The organism is Gloeotrichia echinulata CP02, from assembly GCA_038087035.1.
Taxonomy (GTDB): Bacteria; Cyanobacteriota; Cyanobacteriia; order Cyanobacteriales; family Nostocaceae; genus Gloeotrichia; species Gloeotrichia echinulata.
Genome location: CP051187.1, coordinates 5,076,905 through 5,102,012, shown reverse-complemented (window position 1 = coordinate 5,102,012; position 25,108 = coordinate 5,076,905). Strand labels below are relative to the sequence as shown.

Below are 25,108 nucleotides of genomic sequence, written 5' to 3'. Positions count from 1 at the left end.
TGCTCCCCCTGCTAAGATCCCCCTGCCCCTCCGCCTCTTCGGTCATCCTCAGACCACTGTGAAACAGGAAGTTAACACCAAAACTACCAATGTCCAGTTAAGTCTAGACTTGGGTAGTTTTGGGTAAGTTTAACCGAGCGGCTGAACTAAATTTTCTATTCCTTGGACTACGGTTGCGGATTCAATTTTGTCACCAGCTTTGAGTTGATCCAAAATCTCTTGTCCCTCGGTAAGATAGCCAAAAACGGCGTAACGACCATCTAACAGGTTGCGTCCAGCGGGGGTGAGTTCCGGTTCAAACAGGAAGAAGAAAAATTGCGATGAACCGCCATTTGCTTCGCTTTCGGGACGAGCCATGACTACTGCACCAAAGGAAGAAAAAGGCAGAACTGGCAGATCAAGGTAACGGCCAGCATCTTCTAGAGTAATGCCGTAGGTAGGTTTTTTATCGCCTTCAGCGAGAATTTCTAAGGGAATGGCGCGGTATTTACCAGTATTGGGGTCAATGAATCCGACTTCCTTACCTGGTGGATCTCCAGTTTGCAAGAAGTAAGATTCTTCAGAACGGGTGAATTCGATACCGTTATAAAAACCGCGTTGTACCAAATCCACAAAATTACCAGCGGTGACAGGGGCGCTGTAACCGTCTAGCACAACCCGGAGGTTCCCTTTGTTAGTTTTGATGTCTACAGTAGCACGACCTTTAAGTTGGGGCAAATTACTGTATTCTGGAGGCACTTCAAAGGGGAAAGCCTTCACCATAGCTTCTTCCAACTGGCTGACGCGATCAAGCAGTTTATTTCGTTCTTCCAGGATTTTGGCTTTATCCTTGACTTTCACCAATTCTTGGACTGCAGTCACACCAGATTTCAAATCAGCAATCCAAGCTTCGGCTTGGGGTTGGCGTTCTTTAGGAACGCTTGCTAGGATTTGGGAGGGTTTATCGAGAACCCGCGATGCTTTGCTCAGATCTCTGGAGATAGCGCCCCAACGCCGATTTGCTCGCAGTTGGTTAGAGATATCTTCTAAACTGGCTTGTAGCTCCCGCACAGGTTTATTGTCTATCGGGAGTGCATACCGCAAAAGCGCTCTACCCTCAGTAATCGCATTCCCAGATGGTAGGCTAGCGCTACTGGAGGGAGTCCACCCAGCTGTACTTATGCCTAAAAATATTGTTACCAGCAGTATTGCCATGAGGCTGTTCTTCAGCCAGGATTTTAATAGGTTCATGGATTGGCTCAAATGCAGCATCAAATTGTTGACTGGGCGTAACCCATCTATCATCTTCCCACAGTAGGAGTGCTGAGTGAGGAGTCAAGGGTCAAGACTCAAGAGTCAACCGATTTTGGATTTGGGATTTGGGATTTTGGATTGACCCCGACCACAAGGGTACCTTGCTCAAGGATTTTGGATTAAATCTAAAATCTAAAATTCTGCGGAGCCTGCAAGGTATCGAAACCACCTAAAATCTAAAATCTAAAATTGGCTTGGGTCATAGGTCATGGGTCATGGGTCATGTTGGTGAACTAATGACTAATGACCATTGACTCTTGACTAATGACCATTGACTCTTGACTAATGACAACTGAGTAAAAGACAAATAACCAATGACTCCTCTGGAGGGGTACAATAAATGCCGATTGTCTTCCAAAATTTTAAAGCTTCATGATCTCCAGTAACGACTTTCGACCCGGTGTTTCAATTGTATTAGATGGGTCTGTATGGCGAGTGACTGAATTCCTCCACGTTAAGCCAGGTAAAGGTGCGGCTTTTGTGCGGACAACACTAAAAAATGTCCAGAATGGTAAGGTTCTCGAAAGAACTTTCCGCGCTGGGGAAACAGTACCGCAAGCGACTCTTGAGAAAATCACGATGCAGCATACCTATAAAGAGGGTGATGAATTCGTGTTTATGGATATGGAATCTTACGAAGAAGGCAGATTGAGCGCAGCACAGATTGGCGATCGCGTAAAGTACCTCAAAGAAGGTATGGAAGTTAACGTCATCCGTTGGGACGAACAAGTGCTAGAAGTAGAACTGCCCAATTCTGTGGTTCTGGAAATTATCCAAACAGATCCAGGTGTCAAAGGTGACACAGCTACTGGTGGTACTAAACCAGCAACTCTAGAAACAGGGGCAATTGTCATGGTTCCCTTGTTTGTAGCTCAAGGCGAACGTATCAAAATTGATACTCGCGAAGATAAATATCTAGGCAGGGAATAATTTACCAAAGAAATGGGTTTAAAGCCTCGCCCTTCTAGGGCGACTTTGATATAATATTGCCATGATTACACTAAAGTTTAAGCTGTACGAACACAAAAGGAATAGACACCTGAAACGGATGATCAACGCCGCAGGGGTGATCTATAACCATTGTATTGCTCTACATAAACGGTACTATCGCATGTGGAGCAAACACTTAAACTGTGCAAAACTCCAGTCTCATATTGCCAAATTAAGAAAACGTCATCAATTTTGGCAATCAATAGGTTCTCAAGCAGTGCAAGATATCTGTCAACGCATAGAGAAAGCCTACCAATTATTTTTTAAACATAATAAGAAAGGAGTCAGACCACCGAATTTTAAAAAGGTTAAAAAATACAAATCATTCACGCTTAAACAAGCAGGTTATAAACTTTTAAATGGGAATAGAATTAAAATTGCCAATCGAGTTTATCAATTTTGGAAATCAAGAGATGTAGAGGGAAAAATCAAAACATTAACCATTAAACGCACTGCACTAGGTGAGTTATTTATGGTGATTGTAGTTAATAATGAGTTAGAACCAGAAATTAAATCAACGACTGGTAAAATAGCGGGGTTTGATTTCGGATTGAAGACATTTCTAACTTGCTCTGATGGAACTTTAATTGATTCTCCACAATTTCTCAAGCAATCTCTGAATGCTATTAGGAAAGCTAGTAAGAACCACTCCAAAAAGGTAAAACGGTCAAATAATCGTGAAAGAGCTAGAAAAAATTTAGTTCGTCAACATGAAAATGTTTGTAACCGCCGACGTGATTGGTTCTGGAAATTAGCTCATGAATTGACAGACAAATTTGATGTTTTATGTTTTGAAACCCTAAACCTCAAAGGTATGCAACGTCTTTGGGGTAGAAAAATATCAGATGTGGCTTTTGGAGAATTTCTCCAAATATTGTCATGGGTAACTAAAAAGAAAAACAAACAACTTGTTTATATAGATCAATGGTATCCATCTAGTAAAACTTGTTCTCATTGTGGGCATATTTTAGAAAATCTAGATTTATCCATAAGACAGTGGCGTTGTCCATCTTGTCAATCAATTAATGGACGTGATGAAAACGCCGCGAGAAATATTCAAATGGTTGGGGCATCAACCATTGGGTTAGGTGATGTTAGACTGGCAAGAGCCAGCAATTGCTGTTTGACTCCAGAATCTCCGCCCTTTTAGGGCGGGGAGTATGTCAAATCTCATCTGAGTGCAAATCCTGATTTCAATCCCTTTATAGGGATTAAATCCCTGCCAAACTTAAAATTCTTTTTACGGACAGGTTGAGGTAATAAAAACTGTGCCATTGGACTTTAATGAAATCCGCCAGCTGTTGGCAACGATCGCCCAAACAGATATTGCCGAAGTAACGCTCAAAAGCGACGATTTTGAGTTAACGGTACGTAAAGCTGTTAGCTTCAACAATCACCTTGTGTCAGCGAGTCCAACAGCCTTCGGCGGTGTAGTTGGTTCGGGATTGACATCTGGTTCACCGATTGGAAACCAGATAGTATCGACTGCGGGAACGGAAACACGCATTTCAGATAATGGGGGCGCTGGCGTCCAGTTGTCAGGTAATGCTCCCTCCACGATTGACAAGAGATTAGTAGAAGTACCTTCGCCGATGGTAGGAACGTTTTATCGCGCTCCAGCACCGGGAGAGGCGCCATTTGTGGAAGTGGGCGATCGCGTCCGCAATGGTCAGACGGTCTGTATCATAGAAGCCATGAAGCTGATGAACGAAATTGAAGCCGAAGTATCGGGACAAGTGATGGAAATTTTGGTGCAAAATGGTCAACCTGTAGAATATGGTCAACCTTTGATGAGAATAAACCCTGATTAAGTATGATAAAACTTTAAACAAAATATAGTCTAGCATAGTCAGATATAGTCTAAAAGACAGTCCTAATGAAATTATCTGATTATGCTAAAACCTTGGGGATTTCGTACCTTACCGCTTGACGACATTACAAAGCAGGTAAAATACCATAACAGAGCAACTGCCCACGGGTACGGTAATTGTTGATTACGACCCGAAAAAGATATCAGGGGGTGTTGTTAGGGTGGCAATTTATGCTCTTTGTATCAAGCGCTGAAAACAAAGATAATTTGGATAGGCAAGCTACTAGGCTAACTCAATATGCAATTGCCAAAGGATATCAAATCTTACTGTATCTTGAATGATATACTAATTTCATTGCCAAAGTTGATCAATACTTTGACTACGCTCAGTATAAATATGCGTCAAGTAGAAAAGCACATAATCAAAGAAGGACATGACTGGTTTGATTATTGTAGTGACATTACCACTATTTCCCGACAGCTTTATAACACTGCTCAATTCACTCAGCGTCAAAGTTTTTTCTACGGATGGGGAACTCAATCACAAGCTAGCTTAGACACTTTATTTAAACAAAACGAGAACTACAAAGCAATAAGCGCAAAAGTAGCTCAACTCGTATTAAAACAGAATGCAGATGCGTGGATTGCTTACTACAAAGCATTAGTGGCTTATAAACTTGAACCAACTAAGTTCACTGGTAGACCAAAACCACCTAATTATGTTGATGATAAGAACCTGATTAAGTTTAACAATCAAGCCATTGGCAAAAAAGAATTTAGTAAAGGTTCGGTTGTCCCGTCAATGTCGCCAATCAGAATCCCGATAAAGCCTGGACTAAGATTTGACGACTTGTGCGAAGTGCGAATTGTCCCAAAGACGGGATGTTTTGTGATCGAGGTAGTCTATGAAATTCTGCAAAAAAATGAGTTCTTCTGTAGTTTGAATCCTGAACTTAATGCGGCGATAGATATTGGTTTAGATAATCTAGCGACGATTGTTTTCAATGATCTAGCAATACAACCAATTATTGTAAATGGTAAACCATTGAAATCAGCCAACCAGTTTTATAACAAGCAGATTGCCAAGTTTCGAGGTTTTCTGCCTCATGGTAAAGGTAAATCAAGGCGAATCGCAAACATCGTCCGCAACCGTAATCAATTTATAGATTCATATTTGCATCAAGCCACAAAAATGATTGTGGATGAACTTCTATCTCTTGGTGTAACTCACGTCTCAATCGGGAAAAACGAACAATGGAAAACACGTCTTAATTTAGGTAAACGTACAAACCAAAGCTTTATTCAAATACCACATGCTAAATTTATCGAGATACTGACTTATAAATTAGTTAGAGTCGGTATTACCGTTAAGGTAGCAGAAGAATCTTACACAAGTAAGGCTTCAGCGATTGATTGGGACATCATCCCAACTTATCAACCTAACAACAAGATCAAGCATGTATTCTCAGGAAAACGTGTCAAACGTGCGTGGTATATCAGTAAAAATGGTTTGAAGATTCATGCCGACGTGAACGCAGGGTACAACATCGGCAGAAAAAGTAATCCTGAAGGATTTGACTGTCTCCAGTCTATTCTAAGGGATAGGGGGTGTCTGGTAGTACATCCAAGGCGGATAACTCCACTATTTAAGCGTGTCCATGCTGAAAGTAGAGTCGCTTAAAGCTAAATTGCATAAGTCTGACCATATTTGACTATGTGATTTGGAACTATTAATGTTATGAGATGACTAATTGTTAAACTTGTCAGATCTCGCGGGTTAATCCTGATGAAACAAACGTTGCCTGTGCCTCCAGAAGTTGTGCAACAAGTAGCTGAATACTTCAGCCTGTTAAGCGAGCCGATGCGTCTGCGGCTGTTGCACTTACTACGGGATGAAGAAAAGTGTGTGCAAGAATTGGTAGAAGCCACACAAACTTCCCAGGCTAACGTGTCAAAACACCTGAAGGTAATGTGGCAAGCTGGAATTCTCAGCCGTCGTAGTGAAGGAACTTGTGCCTATTACCGGGTGGAAGATCAAATGATTTTTGAATTGTGCAATCGGGTTTGCGATCGCCTCGCTACTAGGTTAGAACAGCAAGCCCGTAGTTTTCGGGTGTTGAATGGTAAGAATTAGTCAAGAGTCAAGAGTCAAGAGTCAACAGTCAACAGTCAACAGTCAACAGTCAACAGTCAAGGGTCAACAGTCAACAGTCAACAGTCAACAGTCAGAAATATGCAATACTTTTGACCTTTGACCTTTGACCTTTGACCCTTGACCCTTGACCCTTGACCCTTGACCCTTGACCTTTGACCCTTGACCCTTGACCTTTGACCTTTGACCCTTGACCTTTGACCCTTGACCTTTGACTAAAGTGGATAATTTTTGTGAAACTTTTCACGGGTTAATGGCTGTTCTAATTCCACGCCTTCACCACCTAAAACATCCAACTGTTTACCGTTAACCTCAATGTAAACTTTGGCATTGGGATTTAAGGTTGTAGCTGTGTAGACAACTTGGCCAATACGACCCAGCATGGAGCTACTACCGCCCCCGCTGGTAAAATCTTCAGATAAATTAACATGAACTTCATCTCCATCTACCTTCAATCCCAGCAGCTGGGTTCCTTTGGGGATAGTGGTAGAGTCGGTTCCTTCTGTGGGGCCTGCTAACAAACTTTGTAAAGCTTTTTCTAAAACTTGGTTGGGTTGGACTGCGGCTATTTTAACTGGATGGGGAACTAAATCAAAACTTTTATCGGTTGGTTTGAGCCAATAAATATTAGCGCTTTGTTCGTTACCTTGCTGGGCTGTAGTTGTATTCCCCGGTTGTTTGATGGTTTGAGAGGGGTTTGAGGGTGTGGGAGCGCCGGAGTTCCATGTCACCCAAGCTACGCCCCCACTGACGGCGACAACAGCAGCAGAGACGGCTGCTATTACACTTGAAGAAATCCTGTTAGATCCTTGTTGGTCTTTCATTTTCCAAACCTTCCTGACTTAGGGCTGAGATCGTTTTTGTGTGAAGAGCAGCCTGTTTATAGACGATACTTACAATTAGAGAGTTTCCAAACACTTACAGTATGGCTATTTTAGTGAAAATACTGCCATTGTTGATTCTGTATTTCTCATCTTCAATTTTAGAATTTAAATTTCTAGTCCGTCAGCATTCAACTGATGTATCTTTAATCTTTGATGGAGATGATTAAAATATGAAGTTATATCACGCAGAGGCACAGAGGCGCAGAGAGTAACAGAGTGTAGAAGTCAAGTATTTCTCTGCGAACCTTTGCGTTACCTTTGTGTCCCTCTGCGTTTAATTTTACACCTTTATCGCTGCGGTAATCCACTGTTTGAGCGTGGTTGTCACTTCTTGAATGCCAATTTCTTGAGTTTTGCGGGTGGCTCGTTCTACGACTTCGACTTTACCATTGGCGATCGCTCGTCCGGTGACTATTCTGTAAGGTATGCCGATTAAATCGGCGTCTTTGAATTTTACTCCCGCCCGTTCATCTCGATCATCAAGTAAGGTTTCGATTCCGGCTTGATTTAGTTCTTGGTAAAGTTTTGTAGCAATTTCCACTTGTTGTGCATCATTTATGTTAGGGATTGTGACGATAGCGTGATAGGGGGCGATCGCGACTGGCCAAATTATGCCGTCTTTGTCGTAGGATTGCTCTACGGCTGATTGTGCCAAGCGTGAGACGCCGACGCCATAACAACCCATGACTAGGGGTTTTTCTTCTCCCTGTTCGTTGGTATAAGTGGCTCCCATTGCTTGGGAATATTTTGTACCTAGTTGGAAAATATGTCCTACTTCAATTCCACGGGCACTTTTTAAGGTTTGTTCTGGGTTGTGGATGGCGCGATCGCCTGGTCTGGCTTTCCGCACATCTACTACTAAGTTTTGTATTTTAAATTGCTCACCCCAATTTGCCCCGACTACGTGATAGCCCGTCTCATTCGCGCCTGTAATGAAGTTTTTTAACTCAGCGGCTGTTTGATCGACCAACCGCAAAAACTGGGAATGTATCTGTTTATCGGCTTTAATATACTCATCGGCAATATCAGGGGAAATATAGCCTAAAGGCAGAGATTTGGCTGCCCATGTTTGCTGTGCTTCGGCATTGGGTACATTTAAAGCGATAATAGATTTACCACCGTATTGGGGAGCTACTTTGGTCAATTCATTTTGTAATTTGACCTCATTAACTTCCTGGTCGCCTCGGATGCTCACGAGAACCAAGAGGGTGCCACCATTGTCATAAACTGTCTGATAAAGGACGTTTTTCACGACTTGGGTGCCAGAAGCATTGAGAAACTGGGTCAAGGTTTCTATTGTCTCTGTTCCTGGTGTATGACGTTTCTCGTAGGTTGTAAACGGTGAGGGGACTGCATCAGCAGGTAAAGAAACGGCTTTTTCGACGTTGGCAGCGTATTTGCCATCTTCAGTATACAGTACTTCGTCTTCTCCAGCTTCCGCCAGCACCATAAATTCTGTGGAACCTGAACCGCCAATAGCGCCAGAATCAGCTTCTACTGCGCGAAAAGCTAAACCAGAACGCCGCAGCATATTGCTGTAGGCTTGGTACATATCTTGGTAAGTGGCTTTGAGGCTTTCTTGATCGGCATGGAAGGAATAACCATCCTTCATGATAAATTCTCGTCCACGCATTAAACCAAAGCGGGGACGAATTTCATCGCGGAATTTGGTTTGAATTTGGTAGAGATGTAGAGGTAATTGACGGTAGGAGCGAATCATATCACGTGCGATGACGGTGATGACTTCCTCATGAGTCGGACCTAATCCCAATTGTTGCTCACGACGGTCAATTAGGGAAAACATAATTCCCTCAGCTTTGGTGTAGGTGTCCCAGCGTCCTGATTCCTTCCACAGGTCAGCAGGTTGTAATTGGGGTAACAAAGTTTCTTGTGCTAATGTGGCGTTCATTTCTTCGCGCACAATTTGGGAAACTTTTTGTAACACTCGCCACATCAGGGGGAGATAAGCATATATACCACTACCGATGCGACGAATATAACCTGCACGTAGTAATAATTTATGGCTGGGAATTTCCGCATCAGCCGGATCATCTCGCAGTGTAACGAATAACATTTGTGACAGTCGCATTTTTGATTCCTATAGGAGAATTGCTAATTTTTATCTGAGATAAACAAAACTATATTGCAAAACGTAAATATACCTGAAACCTTTACCAATGACAAATAACAAATGACAAATGACGACCAACGCCTGTACACTTTATTTTTGCCCACCTATTTATCATGTATCAACCACAACCCCCCCTAGAATTTATTCCTCCGGCGTTTAACCCGTTGTTTCTACGATTTGTCCATCTGTTGCTACCGAGTTTTATTAAGTGGCAAACAGCGATTACTCAAATTGAAGCAGACAACGTGGAGGTTTTGGCGGATCTTTATCGCCAGTTTCAGGATAATAAAATCCGTTTTTTGCTAGCATTTCGCCATCCGCAAACGGAAGATCCATATTCTTTGGGCTATTTGCTGTCTCAACTCGTGCCCAAGGTAGCACAAGAGCGGAACATAGGGCTAGAGTCTCCGATCCATGCTCATTTTATCTATGATCGCGGCATTCCTCTATGGGCTGGTAGCCATATCACTTGGGTTCTTTCTCGTTTAGGGGGTACTCCCATTCAGCGGGGTAAGGCTGACTGGACGGGATTACGTTCGGCGCGAGATTTGTTCGCCAATGGAAAATTCCCGATAGCGGCGGCGCCAGAAGGTGCTACCAATAGTTTATCGGAGATTATCAGCCCCTTAGAACCTGGAATTGCCCAATTAGGCTTTTGGTGTGCGGAAGATTTGCTCAAAGCAGGACGCTCTGAGCAAGTTTTAATTGTACCAGTTGGGATTAAATATAGTTACGTTCATCCTCCTTGGAATGCGATCGCCCAGCTTTTGGGTGAGTTAGAAGGGTCTGCTGGTTTACCTGTGAATGCAGCTGGACAAGGTAATCCTACATTAGAGTCGCTATATCCCCGATTATTGACTTTAGCAGAACATTTGCTGTCTTTGATGGAACAATTTTACACGCGATTTTATCATCAAAAACTGCCAGATAGCAAAATTACCTCTGGAGAAATCAGCGATAGAAATGAAGCTTTAGCAGTTCGTTTACAAGCTTTGATGAATGTCGCACTACAAATATCAGAGCAATATTTTGGTTTACTATCAAAGGGACAATGGAATGACCGTTGTCGCCGGGTAGAACAAGCTGGTTGGAATTATATATTTAGAGAAGAGTATAAGGATATAAAATCATTATCTCCTATAGAAAGGGCGCTAGGTAATCGCATTGCGGAGGAAGCAAATTCTCGGATGTGGCACATGCGATTAGTAGAAAGTTTTGTGGCAGTTTCTGGCAATTATATTCGACAAAAACCAACAGCAGAACGATTTGCGGAAACTACTTTAATTTTATGGCAAATGATGGCTAAACTCAAGGGTGAAAAAACTTTTCCCCGTCCCCGATTGGGTCAGCAACGAGTTAAACTTACAGTGGGTGATCCGTTATCTGTTTCTCAGCGTTTTCCCTGTTATCAAGGAGGTCGCTTGGGCGCCAGACAGGCTGTGATTGATTTGACAAATGATTTACAGCAGGCGCTGGAAGGGTTGATTGTCAAGGGTAATGGGTAAGTAGGGGCACGGCAATGCCCATTGGTGTCAATTTACAGCAATTTTCGCGCAATAACCACAGATCTTCGTAGGGGCGCAAGGCCTTGCGCCCCTACAGAGTGGTCTATTTAGCGGAAAATGGCTGTAAACCGGAAGCATTGAAAAATCAACCTTTTGCGCCAAATATCAAAACCCCTCTGGGCTGAACCACAGATCCTCGTAGGGGCGCAAGGCCTTGCGCCCCTACAGAGTGGTCTACTTAGCGGAAAATGGCTGTAAACCGGAAGCGCAGCATCAACCTGGAAACACTTTAGATAAATCTAGAATTAAATCAGGAAAAGATGGTAATTTAACAGATTCATTAGGCAGAAAAATCGACTTGCGGCGATAACCAAATTTACTTTGCAAATATTGATAAGGCTCGGTGTAGCACTCCAGATAATTATCGGCTAAATTAAATATCCAATAATCAGAGATACCCGCTTGTGCATAAAGCGGTAATTTTACCTCTTGGTCATATTTTAAAGAAGAATCGGCAATCTCAATTAACAATAATATATCTTCTGGGCTGGGATGAGCAGAAAGGTAGTTATCATCGACATTACGAGCGATCGCTAAATCTGGTTCAGGTTGACTGTATTCAGGGATGATAACTGGTTGTTGTCCTCTTACTAGAGCGCGATCTCCCAAAAGCTTGATCAGATCTCTAAATAAAAGAGTTTCACAAACAGAATGCGGTGTACCTTTGGCTACCATATTGACGATTTCACCCTTGATTAGCTCAACTCGGTTATCTTCCGCAAAGAAGCCGAGTTCTATGAGACGGTGATATTCATCTATGGTGAAGCGTTTAGCAGTGGTCAGGCTCATAGAACCTCGCGGGATGTGGGAAACTCAGTGACTTTAGTGCTGAGAGGGAAACCGCACGGGGGGTTTTAACCGCAGTCAGTCTTTTTTGTTCATCTGTTACCGCCTTGGAGTTGTTCGATTTGGTGTGCTTTTGTATTGCACTTTCAATGGGACAATTACCATTCCAAATTCCACAACCCTGTACGCATAACGGTTTCGCTCAGTTCGCGCAGCGTGGCGCAGCCAAGAGCCTCCCTTTCGGGGTGATGTTAGCTTCGACCTGTTATAAGAGCTTGTTAGGCTAGCAGCACTGTCTCAGTGACCTTAAGACTGTTTAACAACTAGCGACAGAGCGGGGAACTAGCTTCGCATTCCGGGGTGTCGTGACTCAAATAACGGCTACCCTTCTCTTCGAGACGCTCACGCGAACGACTACGCTCAGGGTGGTCTGGTCAGCACAGCTTGCTTGATTTCTCTTACAAGCTCAGTCCCTTAAGGGCTGGGTTGCTGACAACAACTACGGGAATGCAGAGTTATTTGTATCTTACAGTAGTTTTCCAGCAATAACCACATATATTGTCAGGGTACGGCGATGATGGTGCGTTACGGATTTCATCCTAACGCACCCTACGATACTAAAGTTATGAACAAATGTCGTAGCGTTATGAACAAACGTCGTAGCGTTATGAACAAATGTCGTAGCGTTATGAACAAATGTCGTAGCGTTATGAACAAATGTCGTAGCGTTATGAACAAACGTTATAATTTTTGTAACACTTGATACAATTTACACTCCGGTTAAGCAAAGTGATTTTCTAACAAAGATGCGATCGCCTGTGGATGGACTTTTTTATATTGCTTTTTACCAATATGTAATATACAGTTAGGTGCGCTGCTACAGCGTTTTTGACAGTCGGTATGCTCAATTGTCACTTTGTCTAACAAACCGCGATCGCACAAAGTCTTCTCTAAATCTGATAATAATCCTTTACCACCCCGCTTGAGGCAACCAGATTTTTGACAAATTTGAATCTTAGCTTTAGGTTGGGATGGCAAATTTTGAATTGGGCAAAATCCAACTTGTTGCACTCCATCAGCCTTGAGTTTAATTTTACCTGTTTGCGGGTTTAACTTACAAATACCATCAACACGAATTTGTTCACCAGGTACTAAAGATAAACCAACAGAAACGCGCAATTCCTGAGAAAGTTTAATTTTCACCTTTCCGGATGGAGTCGCCAAATGCATGTATTTAAATTTTTGGGGTTTATCGCCTACAAAACCCAGAAATTGTCCCTCAAAGTTCAATTCCGACAACTTCAGATATTTTTCGCCCATGTTAGGAGTGAGGAGTGAGGAGTGAGGAGTGAGGAGTGAGGAGTGAGGAGTGAGGAGTGAGGAGTGAGGAGTGAGGAGTGAGGAGTGAGGAGTGAGGAGTGAGGAGTGAGGAGTGAGGAGTCAGTTAAATATACCACGCGGTCGGGGGCACGGCAGTGCCGTGCCCCTACAATATATGTGGTTCAATACTCTAATTACGAGAGGCGTTTAGCTTCTACAGTTTGGGGTAAATTTTGGGGTTCTGGTAAATTGGTAAATTCCAGTTCCCAACCATTTGCTAATGTTAAAACCTTCCCTGCATCGCTGTCTGTTTGTTTGACTACTTCTTCCTCAAGGTCTTTTTTAGCAACGTAAACAACCAAATGTCCAGCATCATTCATCCGCAGCATTACTTTCATGCGTTTCCTCAACAGATTCTAGTTCTTTTTTTCGACAACCGATGACAAACCCCGTGTCCAAGAAATGCACAGCATAGATATAAAACCGCTGCAAATATGTGCCGATACTAGCAACGTAACCAACCTCTCCCTTTCTCGCTAAAACTACCCCAATTTCTTGACCGGGAAATGTACCATCATTTTTCACCAGCTTACGAAGTCGGACTTTTTCGCCAATTTCAAAAACGGGTGGTAAGTCAACTTCTAATTCATCGGGTTGCATGAGAATACCTCTGTTCTCGTACTAAATTCAGCAGTTCTTCTGTAGTCAAGCTGCGTTTTTTCTCGATGGATGTGTGGCGCACAGCGTTTAAAACAAATTGGGTTTCTTCCGAGTCTAGAAAAATACCGTGCTGTTCTAAAACGTTAGAAACTACATGGCGACCAGAATGTTTACCAATTACTAAACGCCGTTCCCAACCGACTTCTTCTGGAGCAAATGGTTCGTAGGTGACAGGGTTTTGTAGCACGCCATGAGCATGAATACCAGATTCATGAGCGAAGGTATTTTCTCCCACAATTGCTTTCCAGGGTGGTACATTGCAACCTGATGCGGATGCGACAATTTGAGATAGTTCTAGTAAGCGAGGAGTGTCAATACCCAAATCTATACCGTAGATGCGTTTGATGGCCATGACAACTTCTTCTAAAGCTGCATTACCTGCTCTTTCACCCAAGCCGTTAACGGTGGTATTTACTGATGATGCTCCTGCTTTAATACCAGCAAGGGCATTAGCAGTTGCTAGACCGAAATCGTTGTGGGTGTGGATTTCCAGGGGAATCATCAAAGCTGAGGATAATCGCTTGACTTTATTGTAAGTAGTAAATGGATCAAGAACCCCGACGGTATCGCAGAAACGAAACCGCGATGCACCCCAGTCTTGAGCATAAAGCGCTACATCTAAGAGAAAGTTTTCATCAGCTCTTGAAGAATCCTCTCCCCCGACTGCTACCCAAAGACCGCTATCAACGGCGAAACTGACGCAATCTTTGAGTTTTTGTAAACTTACCCGCCATTGTCCATGAAATTTGGCGGCGATTTGGATACCAGAGACAGGAATTGCAATATGTACCCGCTGTAAACCACAGGCGATAGAAGCCTTAATATCTGACATCACAGCGCGGTTCCAGCCTAGGAGTTTAGCTTCTAAACCTAAGTTAGAAATTGCCGAAATCGCTCTTATTTCTTCCTCTCCCATCGCTGGGATACCAACTTCTAATTCCGGGACGCCGATAGCATCGAGAAATTGTGCGATCGCTACTTTTTCCTCTAAGTTAAAAGCAACACCAGCGGCTTGTTCGCCATCACGTAATGTAGTGTCATTAATTAGGATTTGACTCATTTCAAGTAACTCTCTATGGGAATTATTCTTAATATCGTTCTTGATTGCAAACCAATAGGAATGCAATACCTGGTAAGGGTAAATGCTTATATAAATTCTGAAATTAAACGGTAAATGCTAAAGAATCTCATAACTCACGATTCTTGATATTTCATTATGACTGAAACAATGCAATTATATCTGTATGAAAGCGAACAAAAATCAGGTATAAATTACAAATGCTCTGAACCCTTGTCAATTGACATGTTTTCGAGTAAATAGCCATCATCAACTGCGTACACCAGGACACATGAAAAAAAGTTCGCGCTTCCCCTCTATCTCGTGGTGGAGGGGTTAGGGATGGTGTCTTATTTTTCAGTCAGTTGCAATCGAAACAAATCAAAGTCATTGGTTATTGCTAAAGGACAAATGACAAATGACAAATGACAAATGACTAATGACAAATGACTAATGACAAATGACAAATGACTAATGACAAATGACTAATGACTAAATTTGCTCGTCTAGCCAATCTAAAATTTGCTCAAGTTGCTGTAAGTCAACTAGACCATATTGCCAGAGAAGCATCGGTAAAGGTCCATTTTTTAACTCCCGGTGTCGGAGGGCGACAGAAATATCTGCTGTAGAAAGTTTGAGTTCATTTTGCAAAAAATTGAGTAATTCTATATTGCTGTTACGGATTACCATAATCTAATTTTCAACTTCTTGGTGCAGAAAAGAAGTAAAGATTTGAAATTCCCATTTTCGCTGGGTAATTTCGCATTTTTAATTGCTGGGATATGTCAGGAAACCTTTATATAAGTAGGTCGCCTATTGAACCATACTGGCGTTCTTCGTCATTGGTCATTGGTAAGCATGTGGGGCATATTTACGTTTCGTAATATAGTTTTGTTTTTTCGCGCCGACTTACTTAATATCAGGCTGGAATTAACTCCAGATAATATCATTACACTTTGATATTGATAGAAACTGTTAGTACAAAGCAAGAGAAAAGAAATCAGTAAAAATAATTGGTATCCCAGCAACGCTCTAACCAATCGAGTAATTCTTGGCGAGAAGCGAGAAATTGCATAAGCGTGCTGCGGATAAGAATTGCTTCTACCGAACTATTCACCTGTACCCGCAAAGAACCATCACTGGGACAGGAACACTTAATTTTTAACTCTTGTAATCGGCGATAAATTAGCCAGCGATCGCTCACAGGAATCTGCAATACTTGATAGCCTAAGAAGTCATTTGTCATTTGTCAGTTGTCCAATAACTGTTGACTGTTGACTGTTAACTTTTAAGTTTTGCAGTTGTTGTTCGAGTTGTTCAATGCGGGATAACAAGGAGCGAATTACGGTAGCTTCGACATCGGGTAACTTTGCGTGTTCTAGGGGAGAAAGTGGATCTTTCTGTTTACGGGAAATAATTCGTCCGGGAATTCCCACAACCGTAGAATCTGCGGGGACATCGCGCAAGACAACCGAACCAGCACCAACACGGACGCGATCGCCAATTTGAATATTTCCTAAAACTTTTGCACCCGCGCCGACAACAACGTTTTGACCTACTGTAGGATGGCGCTTACCACTTTCTTTCCCTGTACCGCCGAGAGTAACGCCCTGATAAATTAGCGTATGGTCTCCTACTATAGCAGTTTCGCCAATAACAACACCCATGCCGTGGTCAATAAACACGCCTTTTCCAATTTCTGCACCTGGGTGAATTTCAATTCCCGTCAAAAATCGCCCCAGATGAGAAATTAAACGGGGAACGAAAACTACTCCCCGACATTGTAACCAGTGAGCGAGACGATGCAAACAGATGGCGTGAAATCCAGGGTAGCAAAACACCACTTCTAGCCAATTACGTGCTGCTGTATCGCGCTCAAAAATGATGCGAAAATCACTCAATAATGGCTCAAAAAAAATGCCGGAAACTAGATTTTCGACCAAAGATATATTTGCAGAATCCGGCTTGATTGCTGACTTTGGATTCCTGATACTGTCTAATGACTGTTGCATCGGTACTGTCTGGTTAAGAGAGGCGTGTGTTATTTTTCTGCTTATATCAGGTAGCTCCCAAGCCCACAGTAAATTGGATGTCTATTGAATTTATTGGAATGATTAAGGCTGTACTCAAAGCCCCTAACCTCGATAGCAGCCCAATTTACAATTAATCTAGGGGTAGGGGTGCTAGCTTTGAAAGATAGGGGTACTAGCATTTCTGGGGTAGGGGGTTAAGCATTTGTGTACTCACCTCAAAACCCTTAGCCTTTGGGACTTTGCAGGCATATCAGCCAGATATTTTGAGATATATTAAGCTGTACTCAGCTGTGCTGAAAAATGCAGTCAACGAGGCGACAAATGACCTTTCTGTATCTCCAGCTACGTTTATTATTGTATTATTTTGCTAGCAAAAAATGCAGTTTCTTCATCTTGTTTTATGGTTTGTCTTCTGGATGAGATTAAATACTCAAAAGCTTCAGATCTCCGATTTATCAAAGGATACCGCTCGCGAATGGTAGGTTTAACCCCTCATCGCACGGCAAGATAAGGGTTTTTGGCGTGGTTCAATGATCTTCCGGGGCGCAAGGCCTTGCGCCCCTACCCTTTTAATATTTAGGAAATTGTAATATAAATGTAAATAATTTGACCATAAAAATAGTCGTAGCCAAAAATTGCCAAAAATTGCAAATATATTTTACGAAAAGTTGCGATTTTCGCTTTAAGGCAAAAACCTTAGTTAGGATTAATGTGCCGGAGGTCGGAAACTAAATGAGAAATAAAGTCAATTCATGAACAAAATTTCTGCTCTTAGTTTCTGGTACACGCCAAAGGATAAACAAGGTAGCCACAATGCCTTCACCAGCCCCAACAAGCCACCTGAAGTTAATATCTTGGGTTCGACCTTACCCGATAACTCATACTCGTTACCAGGTTGATTCTGGTGATGGCTGCCTGGAACTATTGCCCCTGTTCACAGTAGGTATTTATCTACAGAGCTTGGGAAGAAAGAAACAAAAATTAAATATTTTCAAATCCAATTTGTCGCCATTTATTCATATCCTGGCAGAGGCTTGTCTTTCCCATCAGATAAGCATTCTAAGCAAATTTGAATGTCATCACAATCACAAAAATTAAAAAAATATGAATTACATTTTTTCCCTAAAAAAAATGATATGTTGGATACAGAATTGAATTTCGCACGTATCTGGAGTAGCACATCGTAGCCTACTCCAGTTTTTCCCCCTTTAATTCCCTAGCAATGGTTGTTCAGGGCAAGATTTAGGGGGTAGTTGAGTACAGCCGCGAAATGCCTAAAAACTAGCTTAAATAGACCTTAAACCCTTTTTGGTATTGGGTTTCAACTGAGTACAAATAAATCCTGCACCCCAGTCCAAAAATACTCGTACCCTGACTAGAAAATACTAGAACCCCTACCCGGAAAAAAAATTGCTAATTCTTGTAAACCATGAAGAATTAGCATTTAAGATTTTGAGTACAAGCTTAATAAATCCAATAAATTCTATCCTTGAGAAACATGTCGTTGACCTGGGGAACAACTGATATAAATCTTTTATCGCCAATCACTGAATGCTCCAACACAAAACGAAGCAAAAAGTGAATGGAGGGATGAGATAGCACCATGCCTTACGTGAAGAGAAGTCGCGGCTGTACGCATAAATTCTACCCACGACCCAAAAGTTGACACACACCAGCCGAAAATCAAGGATTGTATAGCCTGCCTACTCTGCTTTGATCTGCCTTCACCGGCAGAGAGAGTAACTAAACGCGGGCAGAGTATAAGACGCGACTTCGATTCCCAGGCATCAAGAGTAGCAACGGCATCTCTCGGCATCCAGTCCACCGACCTTTTGCGAAATTCAATGACACTACCGGCTACAGGACTCCTCACCTCTGAGAATCAGGAACCTACCATTACCCAAGCAAAATCAGGTGGTTGCGGATGCGACAGCAGCGCCACCGTGGAAATGGACGAAAAACTCAAACAACGCATCGCCCAGCATCCATGCTACAGCGAAGACGCCCATCACCACTATGCGAGAATGCACGTTGCAGTTGCACCAGCTTGCAATATTCAATGCAACTATTGCAACCGCAAATATGATTGTGCTAACGAAAGTCGCCCTGGAGTAGTTAGCGAACTGCTAACCCCAGAAGAAGCAGCCCACAAAGCTTTGGTGATTGCAGGCAAAATTCCCCAAATGACTGTCTTGGGAATTGCAGGTCCTGGCGATCCACTGGCGAATCCAGAAAAGACTTTCCGCACGTTTGAGTTGATTGCTGACAAAGCACCAGATATTAAGCTTTGTCTCTCAACCAACGGTTTGATGCTAACTGAATACATTGATCGCATCAAACAATTAAATATAGATCACGTAACTATTACTTTTAACACCATAGACCCAGAAATCGGCGCTCAGATTTATTCTTGGGTTCACTACAAGCGCAAGCGCTACAAAGGCGTTGAAGGTGCTAAAATCCTCCTCGAAAAACAGATCGAAGGATTGCAAGCCCTCAAAGAAGCCGACATCTTATGCAAGGTCAACTCGGTAATGATTCCGGGAATTAATGACCAGCATTTGGTGGAAGTGAATAAATTTATTCGTGAGAATGGCGCATTTCTACATAACATTATGCCGCTGATTTCTGCACCAGAACACGGCACACATTTCGGCTTAACCGGTCAGCGTGGTCCTTCACCCAAAGAACTCAAAGCAGTTCAAGACAATTGCGCCGGTAACATGAAAATGATGCGTCATTGCCGCCAATGTCGAGCAGATGCGGTAGGATTATTAGGAGAAGACCGCAGCCAGGAATTTACTAAAGATAAATTCTTGGAAATGGCTCCCGAATATGACTTGGAAAAACGCCAAGAAGTTCACGAAGGAATCGAGAAATTTAAACAAGAACTTAAAGTAGCCAAAGAAAAGGCACAAGCGGGCAAGAAACTTGCCAACAGTCCCAAAATCTTAGTTGCAATCGCAACCAAAGGTGGCGGATTAGTTAACCAACACTTCGGTCATGCGAAGGAATTCCAAGTTTACGAAGTTGAAGGTAACGAAGTTCGGTTTGTCAGTCATCGCAAGATTGACCACTATTGCCAAGGTGGATTTGGAGAAGAAGCCACACTCGACAACATTATTAAAGCGATCGCAGATTGCAAAGCGGTTTTAGTCTCCAAAATTGGGAACTGTCCCAAAGAAGAATTGCACAAAGCTGGCATACAGACTGTTGAAGCTTACGACGTGATTGAGAAGGTTGCTTTGGACTTTTACCAGCAATATGTAGAGGGATTAGGGAAATAGGGCATGGGGCATGGGGCATGGGGCATGGGGAATGGGGCATGGGGCATGGGGCATAGCGCATCCAGACCAAAAAGCCCAAAGCTCAAAGCCCAAAGCCCAAAGCTCAAAGCCCAAAGCTCAAAGCCCAAAGCCCAATGCCCAATGCCCAATGCCCAATGCCCAATGCCCAATCCCCAATCCCCAACAAGGAGAATAGTCATGGCTTACAAAATTACTAGCCAATGTATTTCCTGTGATCTTTGTCTGTCTGTATGTCCCACTGGCGCAATTAAAGTAGTTGACGGAAATCGTTGGATTGACCCCGAACTTTGCACAAACTGCGTTGGTAGTATTTATACAGTGCCTCAATGTCAAGCCGGTTGCCCCACCTGCGATGGTTGCGTTAAGCAGCCCAGCGATTATTGGGAGGGTTGGTTTGCCAACTACAACCGCTCTTTAGCTAAGTTAACCAATAAACAAGATTATTGGGAGCGTTGGTTTAACTGTTATTCTCAGAAGTTTATATTATCAAACTAAAAAGCGGAATGTGGGTTATATCATATCCGCTTACTCCCGAACCGCTGGAAGATTACCGATGTGGCCCAAGCCACACAATCGTTTCACGGAACTTAAAAGTTCCTACCGACTTATCCCCATGTCTAAAGCCAGGGGCTTGCGTCTCGCTTTTTGGTCAAGTTAAATCAATTCCAATCGCTTGAAAGGCTTTTTCAATACCTTGGGCGAGTTGATGTTTTTGTTGTTGTGCATAAATTGCAACAGCTTGGCGATAAGCTGACTTCATTTGACGGAAGTTTGTCACCTGACCATTCTGGTCTTTAAGATTCAGTAAAACCCAAGCTAAATTATGATATGCTTCTGCATAATTAGAATTTAAATTAATTGCTTTTTCTAAAAAAGGTTGTGCTAATGACCATTGTCCTTGTATAGCCAATAGAGTACCTAAACGAAATTGGATAAAAGCATTATTAGGAAATTTATGATTACATTCTTCATAAGCATTGATAGCGGCAGAGATATTCTTTAGCTGTTCTTGTGCTATTCCTAAATTGATAAATATCCAAGCTGGCGCTTGTCCCTGACGTTGTGCTTGTTCAAAATCAGGAATAGCATCAGCCCAAAGTCCAAAAATTGCTTTTCTCCACCCTTTAAATCCCCAGACAAAAGAGCTATTATTTACCTGAGTTGCAAATTCTTGAATGCATCTGTCAACATCGGTAGCCTGTGTTGTTACTACTGCTTTGTCTAGAGCGATAGTTAAACAAGGATATACCCAGCGCTGTAATTCTTGTGAATTATAATTGTTATTTTGCTTAGACTTGGTAATTGCCAACCTTGCCGAACGAATGGCTGTTTTCCATTGGTTTTGATTGACAAAAATCCAGGCTTGTAGACCTAATGCAAAGATTGAATTACTATCAAGTTGCAATGCCTTAATAGCAGCAATTTGCGCCTGTTGCCAATCACCAGACTTTGCTAGCGCCCAAGCTAAATTTGCCTGTATCCACGATTGACTAGGGGATAAATTTGCTGCTTGTTGCAAGTATTTAACTGCTGCTGACCAATTGCTTTGACGACAGTTAACAAGTCCTAAAATTCCATAACCTCTACCATCATTTGGTTTGATTCGAATAGCTTTTTGGGCAGTAACTTTTGCTTGATGGTCATCAAAATAAATCTGCACTAGAGCTAATTCAACTGTAGCGTCACCATTGTTGGGTTCATTATTAAGAAATTGTTGATATGATTGAATAGCTTCTGATAGTTTGCCTTCCTGAACTAACTGACGCGATCGCTTGAAAATTGGCGAAACAAATTTACCATTTAAAGCATCGATTAATTCATCTGCTGTCTGGAACCTTTCTTTCGGCTCCATCTTCATTCCAGTCAAGATAATTTGTTCTATGGCTGGACTAAGATTTGGGACTAACTGTCTAGGAGGTTTTAAAATGTCTTGTGCTTTACGTTCTAGTGATGTTTGTGGTAGTTCTCCAGTTACCAGTTCATACATTGATGCACAAATAGCATAAATATCTGTGGATGCATTGGGTTTAGCTGTTTGTAGGTATTGTTCATAAGGTGCATATCCAGGGCTTACCAATCTTGTATGTCTTTGAGTTTTATCAATAGTGAATTCTCTCGCTGAACCAAAATCAATTATTATAGGATTATCACTTTTATCAATAATTATGTTGTCAGGTTTAATATCTCTATGTAAAAGTTGATGATCATGAATAATTTTTATAGCATTGGCTAGTTGGATGAAATATCTTTTTACTCTAATTTCTGGAAGTTTACCTTCTTGTTCAAGAATCTTGAATAATGTTTTACCTTCAATAAAATCCATAATTATATAGATAGTATTGTTTTCAGTAAAGCCATCATAGGCTCTGACAATATTTGGATGTAAGCATTTTTGTATACGCCTGACTTCGTTGACGACATTTTGAATTTCTTTTTGGCGTTGTTGTGGAGTGATATGAGATGACCAAATTATAGTTTTACCTTGTCTAGCAGCATTTTCTGGCCAATACTCCTTAATGGCGATCGCTTTGGAATTCGTTAAATCAATACCTTTATAAGCGATACCAAACCCACCCTGTCCCAAAAAATTTTCTACTCTATATTTTCCATTTTGCAGTAATGTGCCTGGAAGCAAATAGAGAGAAGAAATTTGGCTAGATTGTCCTGGATTCGGTGTTAAAGGAGAACCACAAACCTGACAAGTTAGTGTATTATCAGGATTATCGTGGAAGCAAGTTAAGCATTGAATAGACATATTTGCAATTAGCTAAATTTTTTTTACGCAACATTGCAAGAAAAGAATATAAAATGCACCCTGTTAGGAACTTTGATTTCAGTTAGTTTAAAAACCGCATCGATTGCGGTTTGTTAGTTTCTATAGCCTGTTGTACTACGTTCATCCACTGCTGCTGAATTTTCTTATATTCCTCCAGCTTTTGGAATTCTGGCCAAACTTTAGAGCGTAATTCTGGCTCATCATGAAAAAAGTTGTCCCACTCTTCTTCCATCCCATCTGCATAAAGAACGCGATCAACAAACTCAGCAATGATGAAATATCTCATCTTACTCGGTTCGCGTAGCCATTCATCTAAAGTTTGCTTGCATTTATTAACCACATCTTTATGAAGCACCTCAAGAGAATTTCTGACATCTTGTGCGTTGGACAAATCTGATTGAGGATTAGCAATATCAGGCATCAATAATTCATCAAAATGCTGGCGAATACTGGCTAAAATTAGCCCTTCGTATGAAATTTGAGACTCCCAAAGGTTTCGGAAACCTAACTCCAATTGATTCTGATTTTTAGCTAGTATATCTGTCATGACTTTGAGAAAATCAGCACCGCGAGCCTCTGTTATTCCTCCTAAATGCCCTTGGGTTACTAACACATCTGTAACGAGAGATTTTAATTCTCCTAAAGACTGTTTAAGTCCTTTGTTTAGAGCCAGAAAATGCTTAGATAGATGAGTTCGCATTTGGGCAACGTATACATGATAGAGAGCTTTGTAAGAACCCTTAAATTTTGGCGAAATACACTCGTCAGTTATCTTTTTTAAATCGGGAATTCCTGAATCGGTGTTACATGCTTTGAGAACTGCATCAACTTGAGCCTTGAAATGTTGGTCTTCAAGATCACGCTGACTTTTTAGAGTAGCAGACAATTTTACCAGTCCATTAGAGAGCTTATTTGAAAAATCTTTTAACCGTCTTTGAAAAATCCTGCCTTCATCAGCAAATTGTACTAGTGCCTTATTAGCTTTTTCTAATTCTTCTTCTAAGGAAAGCTGAAGTAATTCTAAATCTTTTTGATACTTATTGGCATATCTATTATCAAGATATTCAATCTTGTCAGCTAAATATTGGAGAACTGTATACAGAACATTGTTTGCTTTGTCGGGATTGGAACAGTCGGCGATTAAACAAGAAACTACGTCAATATGGTTTTCTTTAATAGTTTTCTGATGCTGTTCGCAGCCTTTAGAATTATCATTTTTGCCGTTTCCATTGCCCATTTGGTTGAGAACCATAAATGACCTGTCTGCAAGATCATTCAGCGCCTTCTTTGTTTTATCATATAAACTAGTATCCCGCTCATCCCAACCGTAACGTAAAGGATCTGGTCTACGAACAAAGAGAACCACATCTACTTCCCGCCCCAGAGTTTCTAGCATCAGCTTTTCATCACCTACTCTGAGATCGCCCAGTCCAGGTATGTCTACTAGTGCAATCTTTTCTACTTCGGATTTATTAAAAGGACAGAAAATTTCCACTTGCTTTACTGCCAAATGGTCACAACTGATGAGATTATTATTAGTATCGTACTGATGAACGACATAGTTGCCAATTTCCTCTTTGGGAACTTCGATAATGCGAGGAGAATCTGCTCGCAGTCGGCCTTGATACTTTTGAAAATTGGCATAATAATCATTGCGGAGTCTTTCATACATTGCCTTCTTGGTGGCTTCAGAAGGTGCGGGAGGAAGCGGTTCGCTAGCAAACTTATTCAGGTTTATTGGTTTCTTACCTAAGCCTAGTTCCTCGTAATAAGCACCAATTACCTCTGTAAGAAATGAGTTTTCATCATGAAATGTGACTTGGGCATAAGTCTGCTCTTGATGATGGTAAATGGTACTGCGAACGGCGGTGCAGGCTCCTCCCTCACGAGCAGGTATTTCATTATCAGAAAGTCCACTGAGGCTTTTGAGCAAAGTACTTTTTCCTTGACCCATTAGCCCCACTACGCCAATATTGAGAGTGCCACGATCAAACCGTGTTCTGAGTTTAGCAAGTTGCTTTTCCTGAAATTCCAGACGTTTTTGGAGTCCATGAATCTTAATTGTTTGCAGCTTTCCCACTACCTCAGCATTATCAGGTACTCTCATCAACTGCTGGCGGACAGCTTCCAGTTCACCTAGTTTAGAACTTAAAAACTGCAAATGAGCTTCTACTTTCTTGAGACGTTCAACAAAGGGTTTGCGCTTCTCAATAATGTTGGTAATACGTGCTGCTATATCGGTACTTCGATTATTAGTTGACATGGTTAAGTTTCTCCTTGTAG

Annotated in this window: 23 protein-coding genes; 10 read left to right on the top strand and 13 right to left on the bottom strand. The window is 41.8% G+C overall.

Annotated elements, in window-relative coordinates:
* Positions 1-129: 129 nt before the first annotated feature.
* A complete protein-coding gene (locus HEQ19_22525) occupies positions 130-1,284 on the bottom strand; it encodes a peptidylprolyl isomerase (GenBank protein ID WYM03549.2) in 1,155 nt (384 codons plus the stop codon).
* A 381-nt stretch (positions 1,285-1,665) separates the two neighbouring features.
* Here HEQ19_22525 and efp point away from each other — a divergent pair, with 381 nt between their 5' ends.
* The 5 genes from efp to HEQ19_22500 all read left to right on the top strand — a co-directional run bounded on the left by efp (position 1,666) and on the right by HEQ19_22500 (position 6,227).
* Positions 1,666-2,223, top strand: a complete 558-nt coding sequence (gene efp / locus HEQ19_22520; GenBank protein WYM01873.1) for an elongation factor P — start codon at positions 1,666-1,668, stop codon at positions 2,221-2,223.
* 61 nt (positions 2,224-2,284) lie between these two features.
* Positions 2,285-3,433: a transposase gene (locus HEQ19_22515; GenBank protein WYM01872.1), complete on the top strand. Its 1,149-nt coding sequence runs from the start codon at positions 2,285-2,287 to the stop codon at positions 3,431-3,433.
* A gap of 118 nt (positions 3,434-3,551) precedes the next feature.
* Complete coding sequence (gene accB, locus HEQ19_22510; protein ID WYM01871.1) at positions 3,552-4,094, top strand: acetyl-CoA carboxylase biotin carboxyl carrier protein; 543 nt, start codon at positions 3,552-3,554, stop codon at positions 4,092-4,094.
* 396 nt (positions 4,095-4,490) lie between these two features.
* Positions 4,491-5,774, top strand: a complete 1,284-nt coding sequence (locus HEQ19_22505; protein WYM01870.1) for a transposase — start codon at positions 4,491-4,493, stop codon at positions 5,772-5,774.
* 105 nt (positions 5,775-5,879) lie between these two features.
* Positions 5,880-6,227, top strand: a complete 348-nt coding sequence (locus HEQ19_22500; protein ID WYM01869.1) for a metalloregulator ArsR/SmtB family transcription factor — start codon at positions 5,880-5,882, stop codon at positions 6,225-6,227.
* Between the two features lie 233 nt (positions 6,228-6,460).
* Here HEQ19_22500 and HEQ19_22495 read toward each other — a convergent pair whose 3' ends face one another.
* Both HEQ19_22495 and HEQ19_22490 read right to left on the bottom strand, forming a co-directional pair.
* Positions 6,461-7,069 carry a GerMN domain-containing protein gene (locus HEQ19_22495; GenBank protein ID WYM01868.1) on the bottom strand — a complete coding sequence of 203 codons (609 nt, stop codon included), beginning with the start codon at positions 7,067-7,069 and terminating at the stop codon, positions 6,461-6,463.
* A 340-nt stretch (positions 7,070-7,409) separates the two neighbouring features.
* The gene (locus tag HEQ19_22490) at positions 7,410-9,218 is read right to left on the bottom strand and encodes a proline--tRNA ligase (protein ID WYM01867.1); all 1,809 of its coding nucleotides are present in this window, start codon (positions 9,216-9,218) and stop codon (positions 7,410-7,412) included.
* Between the two features lie 155 nt (positions 9,219-9,373).
* Here HEQ19_22490 and HEQ19_22485 point away from each other — a divergent pair, with 155 nt between their 5' ends.
* Positions 9,374-10,765 (top strand): 1-acyl-sn-glycerol-3-phosphate acyltransferase, encoded by a 1,392-nt coding sequence (locus HEQ19_22485; GenBank protein WYM01866.1) that lies wholly within the window; start codon positions 9,374-9,376, stop codon positions 10,763-10,765.
* A gap of 273 nt (positions 10,766-11,038) precedes the next feature.
* On the opposite strand, the gene HEQ19_22480 is transcribed toward HEQ19_22485, so the two are convergent.
* From HEQ19_22480 to cysE, 8 genes are all read right to left on the bottom strand, one after another.
* Positions 11,039-11,614, bottom strand: coding sequence for a Uma2 family endonuclease (locus HEQ19_22480; GenBank protein WYM01865.1), 576 nt, complete (start codon positions 11,612-11,614; stop codon positions 11,039-11,041).
* A 777-nt stretch (positions 11,615-12,391) separates the two neighbouring features.
* On the bottom strand, positions 12,392-12,931 hold the full coding sequence (locus HEQ19_22475; protein WYM01864.1) for a (2Fe-2S) ferredoxin domain-containing protein: 540 nt from the start codon (positions 12,929-12,931) through the stop codon (positions 12,392-12,394).
* A 194-nt stretch (positions 12,932-13,125) separates the two neighbouring features.
* Complete coding sequence (nifT, locus tag HEQ19_22470) at positions 13,126-13,329, bottom strand: putative nitrogen fixation protein NifT (protein ID WYM01863.1); 204 nt, start codon at positions 13,327-13,329, stop codon at positions 13,126-13,128.
* A complete protein-coding gene (locus HEQ19_22465; GenBank protein WYM01862.1) occupies positions 13,304-13,591 on the bottom strand; it encodes a nitrogen fixation protein NifZ in 288 nt (95 codons plus the stop codon). Before HEQ19_22465 ends, nifT begins: the two co-directional genes overlap by 26 nt.
* The gene (gene nifV / locus HEQ19_22460; GenBank protein WYM01861.1) at positions 13,578-14,711 is read right to left on the bottom strand and encodes a homocitrate synthase; all 1,134 of its coding nucleotides are present in this window, start codon (positions 14,709-14,711) and stop codon (positions 13,578-13,580) included. The genes HEQ19_22465 and nifV overlap by 14 nt, the downstream gene beginning before the upstream one ends.
* A gap of 489 nt (positions 14,712-15,200) precedes the next feature.
* Positions 15,201-15,398 carry a DUF2949 domain-containing protein gene (locus tag HEQ19_22455; protein ID WYM01860.1) on the bottom strand — a complete coding sequence of 66 codons (198 nt, stop codon included), beginning with the start codon at positions 15,396-15,398 and terminating at the stop codon, positions 15,201-15,203.
* Positions 15,399-15,708: 310 nt separating this feature from the next.
* Complete coding sequence (locus tag HEQ19_22450) at positions 15,709-15,954, bottom strand: Asr1405/Asl0597 family protein (protein WYM01859.1); 246 nt, start codon at positions 15,952-15,954, stop codon at positions 15,709-15,711.
* On the bottom strand, positions 15,944-16,720 hold the full coding sequence (gene cysE, locus HEQ19_22445; protein WYM01858.1) for a serine O-acetyltransferase: 777 nt from the start codon (positions 16,718-16,720) through the stop codon (positions 15,944-15,946). The genes HEQ19_22450 and cysE overlap by 11 nt, the downstream gene beginning before the upstream one ends.
* Positions 16,721-17,493: 773 nt before the next feature.
* Here cysE and HEQ19_22440 point away from each other — a divergent pair.
* The 4 genes from HEQ19_22440 to HEQ19_22425 all read left to right on the top strand — a co-directional run bounded on the left by HEQ19_22440 (position 17,494) and on the right by HEQ19_22425 (position 20,544).
* The gene (locus tag HEQ19_22440) at positions 17,494-17,640 is read left to right on the top strand and encodes a hypothetical protein (GenBank protein ID WYM01857.1); all 147 of its coding nucleotides are present in this window, start codon (positions 17,494-17,496) and stop codon (positions 17,638-17,640) included.
* 945 nt (positions 17,641-18,585) lie between these two features.
* The gene (nifB, locus tag HEQ19_22435; GenBank protein ID WYM01856.1) at positions 18,586-20,028 is read left to right on the top strand and encodes a nitrogenase cofactor biosynthesis protein NifB; all 1,443 of its coding nucleotides are present in this window, start codon (positions 18,586-18,588) and stop codon (positions 20,026-20,028) included.
* Positions 20,029-20,059: 31 nt separating this feature from the next.
* Positions 20,060-20,224, top strand: a complete 165-nt coding sequence (locus HEQ19_22430) for a hypothetical protein (GenBank protein ID WYM01855.1) — start codon at positions 20,060-20,062, stop codon at positions 20,222-20,224.
* Positions 20,225-20,226: 2 nt separating this feature from the next.
* Positions 20,227-20,544, top strand: a complete 318-nt coding sequence (locus HEQ19_22425) for a 4Fe-4S binding protein (protein ID WYM01854.1) — start codon at positions 20,227-20,229, stop codon at positions 20,542-20,544.
* Positions 20,545-20,698: 154 nt separating this feature from the next.
* Here HEQ19_22425 and HEQ19_22420 read toward each other — a convergent pair whose 3' ends face one another.
* Positions 20,699-22,804 (bottom strand): protein kinase, encoded by a 2,106-nt coding sequence (locus HEQ19_22420; protein WYM01853.1) that lies wholly within the window; start codon positions 22,802-22,804, stop codon positions 20,699-20,701.
* Positions 22,805-22,886: 82 nt separating this feature from the next.
* Positions 22,887-25,088 carry a dynamin family protein gene (locus tag HEQ19_22415; protein ID WYM01852.1) on the bottom strand — a complete coding sequence of 734 codons (2,202 nt, stop codon included), beginning with the start codon at positions 25,086-25,088 and terminating at the stop codon, positions 22,887-22,889.
* Positions 25,089-25,108: the final 20 nt, after the last annotated feature.

Coding starts and splice junctions, on each gene's coding strand:
- nifB (WYM01856.1), top strand. CDS start 18,586: ATGACACTACCGGCTACAGGACTCCTCACCTCTGAGAATCAGGAACCT.
- nifV (WYM01861.1), bottom strand. CDS start 14,711: ATGAGTCAAATCCTAATTAATGACACTACATTACGTGATGGCGAACAA.
- HEQ19_22490 (WYM01867.1), bottom strand. CDS start 9,218: ATGCGACTGTCACAAATGTTATTCGTTACACTGCGAGATGATCCGGCT.
- HEQ19_22505 (WYM01870.1), top strand. CDS start 4,491: ATGCGTCAAGTAGAAAAGCACATAATCAAAGAAGGACATGACTGGTTT.
- HEQ19_22465 (WYM01862.1), bottom strand. CDS start 13,591: ATGCAACCCGATGAATTAGAAGTTGACTTACCACCCGTTTTTGAAATT.
- HEQ19_22515 (WYM01872.1), top strand. CDS start 2,285: ATGATTACACTAAAGTTTAAGCTGTACGAACACAAAAGGAATAGACAC.
- HEQ19_22425 (WYM01854.1), top strand. CDS start 20,227: ATGGCTTACAAAATTACTAGCCAATGTATTTCCTGTGATCTTTGTCTG.
- HEQ19_22415 (WYM01852.1), bottom strand. CDS start 25,088: ATGTCAACTAATAATCGAAGTACCGATATAGCAGCACGTATTACCAAC.
- nifT (WYM01863.1), bottom strand. CDS start 13,329: ATGAAAGTAATGCTGCGGATGAATGATGCTGGACATTTGGTTGTTTAC.
- HEQ19_22475 (WYM01864.1), bottom strand. CDS start 12,931: ATGGGCGAAAAATATCTGAAGTTGTCGGAATTGAACTTTGAGGGACAA.
- HEQ19_22420 (WYM01853.1), bottom strand. CDS start 22,804: ATGTCTATTCAATGCTTAACTTGCTTCCACGATAATCCTGATAATACA.
- HEQ19_22450 (WYM01859.1), bottom strand. CDS start 15,954: ATGACAAATGACTTCTTAGGCTATCAAGTATTGCAGATTCCTGTGAGC.
- efp (WYM01873.1), top strand. CDS start 1,666: ATGATCTCCAGTAACGACTTTCGACCCGGTGTTTCAATTGTATTAGAT.
- HEQ19_22480 (WYM01865.1), bottom strand. CDS start 11,614: ATGAGCCTGACCACTGCTAAACGCTTCACCATAGATGAATATCACCGT.
- HEQ19_22440 (WYM01857.1), top strand. CDS start 17,494: ATGAACAAAATTTCTGCTCTTAGTTTCTGGTACACGCCAAAGGATAAA.
- HEQ19_22525 (WYM03549.2), bottom strand. CDS start 1,284: ATGATAGATGGGTTACGCCCAGTCAACAATTTGATGCTGCATTTGAGC.
- HEQ19_22430 (WYM01855.1), top strand. CDS start 20,060: ATGGGGCATGGGGCATGGGGCATAGCGCATCCAGACCAAAAAGCCCAA.
- cysE (WYM01858.1), bottom strand. CDS start 16,720: ATGCAACAGTCATTAGACAGTATCAGGAATCCAAAGTCAGCAATCAAG.
- HEQ19_22485 (WYM01866.1), top strand. CDS start 9,374: ATGTATCAACCACAACCCCCCCTAGAATTTATTCCTCCGGCGTTTAAC.
- HEQ19_22500 (WYM01869.1), top strand. CDS start 5,880: ATGAAACAAACGTTGCCTGTGCCTCCAGAAGTTGTGCAACAAGTAGCT.
- HEQ19_22455 (WYM01860.1), bottom strand. CDS start 15,398: ATGGTAATCCGTAACAGCAATATAGAATTACTCAATTTTTTGCAAAAT.
- HEQ19_22495 (WYM01868.1), bottom strand. CDS start 7,069: ATGAAAGACCAACAAGGATCTAACAGGATTTCTTCAAGTGTAATAGCA.